Source organism: Kineosporia sp. R_H_3 (genome assembly GCF_002198675.1).
Taxonomy (GTDB): Bacteria; Actinomycetota; Actinomycetes; order Actinomycetales; family Kineosporiaceae; genus R-H-3.
Genome location: NZ_MWLL01000259.1, coordinates 22,685 through 33,958 on the forward strand (window position 1 = coordinate 22,685; position 11,274 = coordinate 33,958).

Here is an 11,274-nt window from a genome sequence, read left to right on the forward strand (position 1 = left end):
GGCCCTCGACGCACACCGGGGCACGGGTGCGACGATGTCGGCATGAGCGCTGACGAGACCGCGGGCACGACCGCCGCCGACACCGCCGCCGCCCCCGGCGAGGACCCCCAGGGCGACCCGACCGGAGGCCACCGCCAGCGGCCGCAGTCGAAGGCGTTCCGGCAGTTCATCGCCTCCGGCTGGACCCCGCGCCCCGACGGCCTGCCGGACGCCGCGGAGTCCGCGCCCTACGCCGCCCGCCGCCGCGACGCGCTCTCCGCCCAGTTCCCCGGCGAGCGGCTCGTCGTCCCGGCCGGCGTGCTGCGCCAGCGCAGCAACGACACCGACTACCGGTTCCGGCCGCACTCGGCGTTCGCCCACCTCACCGGCCTGGGCACCGACCGCGAGCCGGACGCCGTCCTCGTCCTCGAGCCGCGCCCCGCCGGCGACCCCCGCGGCGGTCACGACGCCGTCCTCTACTTCCGGCCGCGGGCCGAGCGCGACACCGAGGAGTTCTACGCCGACGCCCGCTACGGCGAGCTGTGGGTCGGGGTCCGCCCGAGCCTGGAGGAGATCTCCGCGCTCACCGGCATCGAGGCCCGCCACCTCGACGAGCTCGACGAGGCCCTGCGCAAGGACGTCGGCGAAGGCGGCGTCGTCGTCCGCGTCGTGCGCGGCGCCGACGGCGGTGTCGAGGCGGTCGTCGTCGAGGCCCGGACCGCCGCGGCCGTCGACGAGGAGACCGCGCAGACCCTCGACGCCGAGCTCGCCCGCGCGGTGAGCGAGCTGCGGCTGGTCAAGGACGAGTGGGAGGTGGAGCAGATGCGCCTCGCGATCGAGGTGACCTCGCGCGGCTTCGCCGACATCGTCCGCTCCCTCGCCGAGGCCGTGGGGCACACCCGCGGCGAGCGCGTCGTCGAGACCGTCTTCGAGAGCCGGGCCCGCCGCGAGGGCAACGGCGTCGGCTACGACACCATCGCGGCGTCCGGCCCGCACGCGTGCACGCTGCACTGGATCCGCAACGACGGCGAGGTCCGCGACGGCGACCTCATCCTCGTCGACGCCGGCGCCGAGGTGGACAGCCTCTACACCGCCGACATCACCCGGACCATCCCCGTGAACGGCCGCTTCTCCGAGGCCCAGCGCAAGGTCTACGAGGCGGTGCTCGAGGCCGCGGACGCCGCGTTCGAGGTGGCCCGGCCCGGCCGCCGCTTCCGAGAGCTGCACGAGGCCGCGATGCAGGTCATCGCCGCCCGGCTCGTCGAGTGGGGCCTGGTCCCCGCCTCGGTCGAGGAGACCCTGTCGACGGAGGGCCAGTTCCACCGCCGCTGGATGGTGCACGGCACGAGCCACCACCTCGGCATCGACGTCCACGACTGCTCGCAGGCCCGCGCCGAGATGTACCTCGACGCCGAGCTGCGCCCCGGCATGGTGTTCACCATCGAGCCGGGCCTGTACTTCACGAAGGACGACCTGCTCGTCCCCGAGGAGATGCGCGGCATCGGCGTCCGGATCGAGGACGACGTCCTCGTCACCGAGGACGGCTGCGTCAACCTGTCGGCCGGTCTGCCGCGCAGCGTCGAGGCCGTCGAGACATGGATGGCCGGGCTGCTCGGGCGCTGACCCGTCGTCCGGCAGCACTGCCGGCGGACGACGGAAAGGGCCGTTCGGGTGATCCTGCGGCTTTGTTCACCCATCTGGGCGCGCTCCCAGAGCGGGCACGCTACGCTTGCGTAGGTTGATCGGCCCCCGACCGGAGGAGGTGAGGCACGTGCCGTCCAGCGATACGAGCCCTGGCAGTACCAGCCCCTCCACGACCGCGGGTCCGGGCGCACTCCTCGGCTGAGCACGTCAGCACCGTCCTCGCCGGGACGCCACCCTGCTGCGTCGTGGGAACCCTTCCCCCGCACCGGAGATGGCCATGGCCCGCGCCCCCCTCGCCCGTTCGCCCCGCGTCCCGCTGACCCGCACGCTGCCGCTGCGCGCCGTCGTCAACGGACGTCGCCCCCTGCCCGCGACCGTCGTCCCGTCGGCGCTCACGCTGCTCGACGCCGCCGTCGACTGGGCGCTGTACCGCGAGGGCGTCCGGCAGCCGACGCCCGACTTCGACACCGCCGTGCTCTCCGCGAAGGAGGACGGCGGCTTCGTCTGGCTGGGCCTGCACGAGCCGACGACAGCCCAGCTCGCGCAGCTCGGCGAGGTCTTCGACCTGCACCCGCTCGCCCTCGAGGACGCCTCGAACAACCGGCAGCGGCCCAAGGTCGAGCGCTACGACGACGTCATGTTCTTCTCCCTGCGCACGCTCGCCTACCGGGAGAGCGAGGACATCGGCGACGGCGGTGACGTCGTCGAGACCGGCGTCGTCATGGTCTTCGTCGGCGAGCACTTCGTCGTCACCGTCCGGCACGGCCGGCACGCCTCGATGACGGGCCTGCGCCGCCGTCTGGAGTGCGCGCCGACCCAGCTCGCGCTCGGCCCGTCGGCCGTCCTGCACGCCGTCGCCGACAAGGTCGTCGACGACTACCTCGCCGTCGTCGACGCGGTGAACGCCGACATCGAGGAGATCGAGAACGCGGTCTTCGGCCCGCGCCGCACGACGGACATCGAGCGGATCTACCAGCTCAAGCGCGACGTCATCGAGATGAAGCGCGTCGTCACCCCGCTCGCGCAGCCCATCCACGAGCTCGCCGAGCGGCCGCGCCGGCTCATCAACCCCGACATCCGCGAGTACTTCCGCGACGTCGAGGACCACCTCGCCCGGGTCCGCGAGCAGGTCGGCTCGTTCGACGAGCTCCTCACCTCGATCCTCCAGGCGGGCCTGGCCCGGCTCACGGTGAGCGAGAACGAGGACATGCGCAAGATCTCGGCCTGGGTCGCGATGGCCGCGGTGCCGACGATGATCGCGGGCATCTACGGGATGAACTTCGAGCACATGCCCGAGCTGCACTCGCAGTGGGGCTACCCGATGGTCCTCACGCTGATGTTCGGCGTCTGCGGCGGGATGTTCCGCGGCTTCAAGCGCAACGGGTGGCTCTGACGTCCCGCGGCGGCCTCTGGGGCTCGGTCACCGACGTCCCCGGCGTCGGGCTCGGGCACGCGACGCGGGTCGGGGACGGCGCCCTGACCGGCGTCACCGTCGTCCTTCCCCCGCCGGGCACCGTCGGGTCGGTCGACGTCCGCGGCGGCGGCCCGGGCACCCACGAGACCGACGCGCTCGACCCGTCGACGCTCGTGCCGACGGTCGACGCCGTCGTGCTCACCGGCGGCAGCGCGTTCGGGCTCGCGGCGGCGGCGGGCGTGCAGGCCTGGCTCGAGGAGCAGGGCCGCGGGTTCACCGTGCGGATGCCGGACGGCGCGACGCCGCTCGTCGTCCCGATCGTGCCCGCCGCGTGCGTCTTCGACCTCGGCCGCGGCGGCGACCCGACGGCGCGGCCGGACGTCGTCCTCGGCCGCAGCGCGGTGCAGGAGGCGGCGGACCCGGCCGGACCCGTTGCGGCGCACCAGGTCCGGGGCGCGGTCGGCGCCGGCACCGGCGCTCTCGCCGGCTTCCAGGCGCTCAAGGGCGGCGCCGGCACCGCCGCCCTGGCCGGGCCGGCGCACGGCCTGCCCGAGGGCGTCGTCGTCGGGGCGGTCGCCGTCGTCAACGCGCTCGGCAGCCCCGTCGACCCGGTCACCGGCGCCCTGCTCGGCACGGCCTTCGTTCCGGCAGGGCTGGTCCGCCCGCACCCGCCGACCGCCGACGAGGCGGCCCGGCTCGCGGCCCGGCTCGCTCCCCCGGACCCCGCCGACGCCGCGGCGCCGGGCACCGCGACGACCCTCGCCGTCGTCGTGACGAACGCCCGCCTCGACGTCGCGCAGTGCCGACGGGCGGGGACCGCCGGCCACGACGGGATCGCCCGCGCCGTCCGGCCGGCGCACACGCTCTTCGACGGGGACACCGTGTTCGCGCTCGCCACCGGCGCGGTCGAGGTCGGCCTCGCGGACGTCGCGGCGGTGCAGGCCGCGGCCGCCGACGCCGTCCTCCTGGCCTGCCTGGACGCCGTCCTCGCCGCGGACGCCGTCCGCACGCCGACGATCGACGTCCCGGGCTACCTGGACGTCTGCCCCTCGGCCGCGCCGCTCACGTAGCGGCGCCGACCCGTCCCCGGCCCGCGGCCTACTGGCCGCGGTTCTCGCGCTCGACGGCCTCGAGACGGTCGCGCTCGGCGCGCTCCTCGATCCGCTTCTTCGCCATCATCTCGCCGTAGGTGGGGCCGGACAGGTCCGGCTCCGGCACGTGCTCCGGCTCCGGGGCCGGGGCCGGGGCGGCGGCGCCCGCGGGCGGCGGCCAGGCCCCGGGCTGGTTCGCACCGGGCTGGTTCTGCCCGGGCTGCGCCGGGCCGGCGGGCGTCCCCCAGCCGGGCTGGCCGGGCTGGCCGGGCTGGTACGGCGGCGGCGGCCAGGTGCCCGCGGGCGGCGGGTAGCCGGGCCCGGCCGTCCGGTGCGCGGCGGCGTCCGACCGGGCGCCCTGCCCGTTGGGCAGCCGCCAGAGGATCTCCCGGGCCGCCTGCGCGCGCTCGGTCGCGCAGAGCACCTCGTACTCGGTCGCGACGATCTGGCTCGTCGACGTGAAGTCGCGCCGGCCGCGGGTCAGGGCGTAGGAGATGAGTCCGAAGAGCATGCCGAAACCGGCACCGAGCAGGATCGCCGCCAGCAGCGGCACCCCCTGGCCGGTCGGTGCGAACAGGCTGAGCAGCAGGCCGACGAAGAGGCCGAACCAGGCGCCGGACGCCAGCCCCGCCCCGGCCACCCGGGGGTAGGTGAGCCGGCCCGTGACCCGCTCCACCATCTTCAGGTCGGTGCCGACGATCGTCACGAGCTGGACCGGGAAGCGCTCGTCCGAGAGGAAGTCGACGGCGCGCTGGGCGTCGAGGTAGCTCTCGTAGCGACCGATCGACTCCCCGCGGGGCAGCGTCGGGACACCGGGGGCGCGTCGCGACCCCATAGGGCCGGGAGCGAGGTTCGACATGGCTCCATCCTCTCCCACGTTTACCTGGGAACGCCGGACGAGAGCCCCGGGTGCCCCGGAGCCGTCGAGACGCTGCTCACGGGGCCGTCACGGGCGGCCTCAGCCGCGCTTGGCGTAGTCCTCGAGGAGGCGGCGACCGATGATCATCCGCTGGATGTCCGCGGTGCCCTCACCGATGAGCAGCATCGGGGCCTCGCGGTACAGCCGCTCGATCTCGTACTCCTTGGAGTACCCGAACCCGCCGTGGATCCGGAAGGAGTCCTCGACGACGTCCCGGCAGTACTCCGACGCCAGGTACTTCGCCATGCCGGCCTCGAGGTCGTTGCGCTCCCCGGCGTCCTTCTTCCGCGCCGCCATGATCATCATCTGGTGGGCGGCCTCGACCTTCGTGGCCATCTCCGCGAGCCGGAACTGCACCGCCTGGTGCTCGGCGATCTTCTTGCCGAACGTCTCCCGGGTCTGCGCGTAGTCGATGCCCAGCTCGAACGCCCGCATCGCCAGCCCGCAGGCCCGCGCCGCGACGTTCACCCGGCCCACCTCGACGCCGTCCATCATCTGGTAGAAGCCCTGGCCGGGCTCCCCGCCGAGGACCTGCGCGTCCGTCGTGGCGTACCCGTCGAAGACCAGCTCGGTCGTGTCGACGCCCTTGTACCCCATCTTCTCGATCTTCCCCGGCACGAGCAGCCCCGGTGCGGTCTCCCCGAACCCGGACTCCTTCTCCACGAGGAACGTCGTCATGTTCCGGTAGACGCTCTTCTCACCCAGGTCGGTCTTCGTCAGCACCGCCACCAGGTTCGACGAGCCACCGTTCGTCAGCCACATCTTCTGGCCGTTGATGCTCCACGTGCCGTCGTCCCTGCGGACCGACTTCGTGCGGATCGCCGACACGTCCGACCCGCAGTGCGGCTCGCTCATCGAGAACGCGCCCCGGACCTCCCCGGTCGCCATCCACGGCAGGTACCGCGCCTTCTGCTCCTCGGTGCCGTGCTGCAGCAGCATGTAGGCGACGATGAAGTGCGTGTTGATGATCCCCGACACGCTCATCCAGCCCCGGGCGATCTCCTCGACGACGAGCGCGTAGGTCAGCAGCGACTCCCCGAGGCCCCCGTACTCCTCGGGGATCATCAGGCCGAAGACACCCATCTCCTTCATGCCCTCGACGATCGCCGCCGGGTACTCGTCCTTGTGCTCGAGCTCGGTCGCCACCGGGATGATCTGCTCGTCCACGAACTCCCGGACCGCCGCCAGGATGTCCCGCTGGTCGTCCGTCAGGCCCTCGGTGTGCTGCAGGCGTCCCATCACAGGCCCCTTCGTCGCGGCGTCGTCCGTCCGGGGTGCGGCCGGCACACGCGATTGTGTCCACAGCCCGGACGACGGCGCGCCCCCGTTCGCTGTGACGACCGCCACCGGGCGCCTGCCGGGTCCGCGCCGGGTCGGCTCGCGCGGTCGGCGGGCGGGCGGTGATGATCGAAGGGTGAGGTGGCACGGGTGAGGGTCGGACGGCGGGACGCGCTGCGGCTCGCGGGCGCCGCCGGCCTCGGGCTCCTCGGGACGGCGGGCTCGGCGGCGGCGCTGGTCCAGGCCGACGTCCTCCCGGGCCGCAACCGCCGCTGGGAGGACCTCGACCCCCTCGTGCCGGACCTGTCACCGACGCACCCCCGCGGGCCGGTCGAGTGGCTGCGGTTCCGGTCCCGGTTCCGCCCGGACGTCGACACGAACGTCCTCGTCATGACCCCGCCGGGCACCGACCTCGCGGCACCGGCCGGGCTGCCGGTCTGCTTCGTCCTGCACGGCCGCGGCGCCCGCGCGCACGACGCGTTCCTCATGCGGACCCCCGGGTTCCTCGCCGACGCGGTCGCCGCCGGGGTGCCGCCGTTCGCGGCCGTCGCCGTCGACGGCGGCTCCGGCTACTGGCACCCCCGCGCCGACGGCACCGACACCATGGCCGTGCTCCTCGACGACGTGCTGCCGCGGATGGCGGCCAAGGGCTACGCGGCCGGGCCGGACGACCCGTTCGCCGTCGTCGGCTGGTCGATGGGCGGCTACGGCGCGCTCCTCGTCGGCCAGACCGTCGGTGCCCCGCGCTGCGCCGCGGTCGGCGCGATGTCCCCGGCGATCTGGCGCACGTACGCCGCGACCCGGGACCTCACCTTCGACGACGAGGCGGACTTCGCCCGCCACGACGTCGTCGCCGGGGCGCACCGGCTCGCCGGGGTCGCCGTCCGCGTCGACTGCGCCCTCGGCGAGGTGTACCTGCCCGCCGTCCGGGACCTCGTTGCCGCGATCGACCCGGCGCCCGAGGGCGGCTTCTGGCCCGGCTCGCACAACCGGCGGTTCTGGCGGCGGCAGATGCCGCACCACCTCGCACTCGTGGGCCGTGCCCTCGGCGGGCCCGGGAATGCCCGGGCCCCGGCCGAGGTTGGACGCTAGGTCGACGTCGTCGACCTCCGGAGCATGTCCGCCCCGCGGACGGGAGGTCTCAGATCGTGGACGACCTTTGACCCACCTGTACCGCCTCCGTACCGTCACGACAAACCCATCCAGAGCGGCCGAGAGACCTGGCTCCCCGACGCCGCAGCAACCACCGCAGGGCCCGCAGGCCCCGCGGACGGTGCTACCGCCAGGACCGATGGAGGTCCCGCACGATGACGACGCCCCCGAGGCCGCTGCGCCTCGTCCGCAGGCACCACGTCGACCTGCTCCGCACGGCCAGCGCCGCCTGTCGTCCCTGACCCGCCGCCCGGCCCCACCGCGAGGCTCCGCTCACCCGTCCGGGTGACGCCGCGCCCGCAGGTCGCCACCGCCCCGTCACCCTGACCGGGTCCCCCTGCTCGACGACGAGCCGGGTCGGACCCCGTCCGCGGCACGCCTGCCCGCCGCGTCGTCCGGCCGCCGTCGAGGCGCGCCCGCCCCGAGAGGTACCGAGCAGTGACCGACACCGACTCCGCCCCCGCCGCCGAGCCCGCCGTCCCGAGGAGCCCGAGGCCGGCGGCGCCCGCGAGCCGCAGCGCGTCCCGCCGTCCNCCGCGAGGGTCCGCAGCTGCGCGAGGCTGACCCGGCCGCCCCGAGGGCCAGTGGGCGCTGGGCCAGACCGAGCCGCTCAACGCCAACGAGGCGTGGAAGCAGCGCGAGGGCGGTCTCGCCGTCAAGGACCGCATCGTCTCCACGTACGCCGCCGAGGGGTTCGCGTCGATCCCCGGCGAGGACCTGCGGGGCCGGATGCGCTGGTGGGGGCTCTACACCCAGCGCCGGCCCGGGATCGACGGCGGCCGGACCGCCGCGCTCGAGCCGGAGGAGCTCGACGACGAGTACTTCATGCTCCGGGTGCGGATCGACGGCGGCCGGGTCAGCCTCGCGCAGCTGCGGACCCTCGCGGACATCTCCAAGCAGTACGCCCGGGGCACCGCGGACGTCACCGACCGGCAGAACATCCAGTACCACTGGATCCGCATCGAGGACATGCCCGCGATCTGGGAGGCGCTCGAGGCCGTGGGCCTGGGGACGACGGAGGCCTGCGGCGACGTGCCGCGCACCGTCCTCGGCTCCCCCGTCGCCGGTGCCGCCGCCGACGAGATCGTCGACGGGACGCCCGCGATCGACGAGATCGTCCGCCGCTGGATCGGCGACCCCGAGCTCGCGAACCTGCCCCGCAAGTTCAAGACCGGCGTCAGCGGCAGCCCGCACCACGACGTCGCGCACGAGATCCAGGACGTCGCGTTCGTCGGGATCGACCACCCGGAGTACGGCCCCGGCTTCGACGTGTGGGTCGGCGGCGGGCTGTCGACGACGCCGATCCTCGGGCAGCGGCTCGGTGCGTTCGTGCCGCTCGAGGACGTCGCCGAGGTCTGGCACGGCGTCGTCCGGATCTTCCGCGACTACGGCTACCGCCGCCTGCGCAACCGCGCCCGGCTGAAGTTCCTCATGGCCGACTGGGGGCCGGAGAAGTTCCGCGAGGTGCTCGAGACCGAGTACCTCGGCAGGAAGCTCCAGGACGGTCCGCCGCCGCCCCCGCCGCCGCTGGGGCGGACCGACCACGTCGGGGTGCACAAGCAGAAGCGCGGCCGGTTCTACGTCGGGGTCGCGCCCGTCGTCGGGCGGGTCAACGGCGACATGCTCCACGGCCTCGCGGACGCCGCCCAGCGCGCCGGGTCGGACCGGATCCGCTTCACCCCGGAGCAGAAGGTCGTCGTCCTCGACGTCGAGGCCCCCCGGGTGGCCGACCTCGTCGACGACCTCGAGGCGGTGGGGCTGTCCGCGCGGGCGTCGACGTTCCGCCGCGGGACGATGGCGTGCACCGGGCTGGAGTTCTGCAAGCTCGCCATCGTCGAGACGAAAGCGACCGGCGCGCACCTCGTCGCCGAGCTCGAGCGCCGCTTCGCCGACGTCCCCGAGCTCTTCACGGCCGACGCACCGGCGCTGACGATCAACATCAACGGCTGCCCGAACTCCTGCGCCCGCGCGCAGATCGCCGACATCGGCCTCAAGGGCGTCCAGCTGCCGAACCCGGCGGACCCGCAGGGGCCCACCGTCGAGGGGTTCCAGATCAGCCTCGGCGGCGGGCTCGGTGCCGGCGGCGGCTTCGGCCGCAAGCTGCGCGGCCTCAAGACGACGAGTGCCGACCTGCCCGACTACGTCGAGCGCGTCGTGCGCCGCTGGCTCGACCAGCGCGCGGACGACGAGTCCTTCGCGGCGTGGGTCGCGCGGGCCGACGAGAGCGACCTCGCGTGAGCGCGGGGGGCGGCGCGGCCGCGACCGGACCGACGGGCGGAGCGAACCCGGACGGCCAGCGCGCCGTCCCCTACGTCTGCGCCTTCTGCGGCGAGGAGGACCTGCGCCCCGTCGAGGGCGGCCGCTGGCACTGCCGCTCGTGCCTGCGGGTCTTCTCCGTCGCGTTCCACGGCATCGAGCCGGCGTCGTTCTCGACGCCGGAACCTCTCACCGGAACACCCGTTCCACCATCGGGGAGCACACCATGATCGGATCGCTGATCTCACGTCCCGAGGACGTCGCCGCGGCCCTGGAGGCCGACCCGGTCGGCTTCACGAAAGAGGCGAGCGCCGTCCTCGAGGGCGCCGACCCGCTGACCGTCCTCGGCTGGGCCGGGCGCGCCTTCGACCGCAGCCTCGCCGTCACCGCGGCCATGGGCGACACGCTGCTGGCGCACCTCGCGTCCCGCGCCGTGCCGGGCGTGCACGTGCTCTTCGTCGACACCGGGTACCACTTCGGCGAGACGCTCGGCACCGCCGACGCCGTCCTCGCGACGTACCCGGTGCGGCTGCGGACCGTGCGCGCCGCCGAGACCGTCACCGACCACGAGGCGAAGCGCGGCCGGCTGTACAAGACCGACCCGGACGCCTGCTGCGCGCTGCGCAAGGTGGCCCCGCTCGACAACGCGCTGCGCGGCTACCGGGCCTGGGCCACCGGCCTGCGCCGCGACGAGTCGCCGACCCGCGCGGGCACGCCCACCGTGCAGTGGGACGTCAAGCGGCAGCTCGTGAAGATCGCGCCGATCGCGGGGTGGACCGACACCGAGGTGGACGCCTACCTCGAGGAGCACCCGGACGTCATCCTCAACCCGTTGCTGCAGATGGGGTACCCGTCGATCGGCTGCTGGCCGTGCACGTCGACCGTCGCCGAGGGCGAGGACGCCCGCTCGGGCCGCTGGGCGGGCCGGGCCAAGACCGAGTGCGGGCTGCACTACACGATCTGAGCCACGGCTCACGGTCCGGACGCCCGGTCCGTGCCCTATGCCCGTGTTGGCCCGCTCACGTCGCGGGCCCCCGGCCGGTACCGTGGTCGCGATGGCGGATGACGGTTGGTGGAGCGACGTGACCCACCGCGACGACGAGGTGGCCCTCGAGGCGCGTCCCCGCACGCCCCGGGTCGACCTCACCGCGCACGACCCGCAGCAGGCGACGGGCGCTCCCGACGGGGCACCGGACGGCGCCCCGGACGGCGCGGCCACCGAGCGCCTCGAGGTGTACCCGGGCACCGGGCCGACCCCGACCGTCGAGCAGAACGACCTGTTCGCACCGGCGGCTCCGCAGCCCGCGGTCTACGAGCCGCTCGCGTCCGACCAGGCTGCCGCACCGCCCCCGGACGACGACGAGGTGCCGTTCTGGCTGCTCCCGGCGCCGCCGCGACCGGGGATGCCCCCGGCCGGGCCGGCGACCGGGGGCGGGGCCGCGCTCGTCGGCGGCACAGGGGCGTACCCGGCCGTGGCGTACCCGGCCGGGGAGTAGGCGACCGGCGCGGTGGGGACCGGCGCGACGGGGACCGGGGCGAGG

At 74.6% G+C, this 11,274-nt stretch carries 10 protein-coding genes; 8 read left to right on the top strand and 2 right to left on the bottom strand.

The annotated features are described in order from the left end of the window. Positions 1–42: 42 nt before the first annotated feature. The 3 genes from ECOMGDLI_RS32650 to ECOMGDLI_RS32660 all read left to right on the top strand — a co-directional run bounded on the left by ECOMGDLI_RS32650 (position 43) and on the right by ECOMGDLI_RS32660 (position 4,107). The gene (locus ECOMGDLI_RS32650; RefSeq protein ID WP_088320982.1) at positions 43–1,602 is read left to right on the top strand and encodes an aminopeptidase P family protein; all 1,560 of its coding nucleotides are present in this window, start codon (positions 43–45) and stop codon (positions 1,600–1,602) included. A 298-nt stretch (positions 1,603–1,900) separates the two neighbouring features. Continuing rightward, a complete protein-coding gene (gene corA, locus ECOMGDLI_RS32655; protein WP_088320983.1) occupies positions 1,901–3,016 on the top strand; it encodes a magnesium/cobalt transporter CorA in 1,116 nt (371 codons plus the stop codon). Continuing rightward, complete coding sequence (locus tag ECOMGDLI_RS32660; protein ID WP_233153726.1) at positions 3,007–4,107, top strand: P1 family peptidase; 1,101 nt, start codon at positions 3,007–3,009, stop codon at positions 4,105–4,107. The genes corA and ECOMGDLI_RS32660 overlap by 10 nt, the downstream gene beginning before the upstream one ends. Before the next feature lie 28 nt (positions 4,108–4,135). Here ECOMGDLI_RS32660 and ECOMGDLI_RS35690 read toward each other — a convergent pair whose 3' ends face one another. Together ECOMGDLI_RS35690 and ECOMGDLI_RS32670 are read right to left on the bottom strand one after the other, a co-directional pair. Next, the gene (locus tag ECOMGDLI_RS35690; protein ID WP_198955387.1) at positions 4,136–4,987 is read right to left on the bottom strand and encodes a general stress protein; all 852 of its coding nucleotides are present in this window, start codon (positions 4,985–4,987) and stop codon (positions 4,136–4,138) included. A 99-nt stretch (positions 4,988–5,086) separates the two neighbouring features. Next, on the bottom strand, positions 5,087–6,286 hold the full coding sequence (locus ECOMGDLI_RS32670) for an acyl-CoA dehydrogenase family protein (protein ID WP_088320993.1): 1,200 nt from the start codon (positions 6,284–6,286) through the stop codon (positions 5,087–5,089). 189 nt (positions 6,287–6,475) lie between these two features. Between ECOMGDLI_RS32670 and ECOMGDLI_RS32675 the strand changes: the two genes are divergently transcribed. The 5 genes from ECOMGDLI_RS32675 to ECOMGDLI_RS32695 all read left to right on the top strand — a co-directional run bounded on the left by ECOMGDLI_RS32675 (position 6,476) and on the right by ECOMGDLI_RS32695 (position 11,229). Continuing rightward, positions 6,476–7,417, top strand: a complete 942-nt coding sequence (locus ECOMGDLI_RS32675) for an alpha/beta hydrolase-fold protein (protein ID WP_088320984.1) — start codon at positions 6,476–6,478, stop codon at positions 7,415–7,417. Positions 7,418–8,206: 789 nt separating this feature from the next. Continuing rightward, a complete protein-coding gene (locus ECOMGDLI_RS32680) occupies positions 8,207–9,715 on the top strand; it encodes a nitrite/sulfite reductase (protein WP_304441426.1) in 1,509 nt (502 codons plus the stop codon). Beyond that, entirely contained in the window at positions 9,712–9,963 is a 252-nt protein-coding gene (locus ECOMGDLI_RS32685; protein ID WP_088320986.1) for a hypothetical protein, read from the top strand. The genes ECOMGDLI_RS32680 and ECOMGDLI_RS32685 overlap by 4 nt, the downstream gene beginning before the upstream one ends. After that, positions 9,960–10,697, top strand: coding sequence for a phosphoadenylyl-sulfate reductase (locus ECOMGDLI_RS32690; protein WP_088320987.1), 738 nt, complete (start codon positions 9,960–9,962; stop codon positions 10,695–10,697). The genes ECOMGDLI_RS32685 and ECOMGDLI_RS32690 overlap by 4 nt, the downstream gene beginning before the upstream one ends. Before the next feature lie 91 nt (positions 10,698–10,788). Beyond that, positions 10,789–11,229, top strand: a complete 441-nt coding sequence (locus ECOMGDLI_RS32695; RefSeq protein WP_143448071.1) for a hypothetical protein — start codon at positions 10,789–10,791, stop codon at positions 11,227–11,229. Positions 11,230–11,274: the final 45 nt, after the last annotated feature.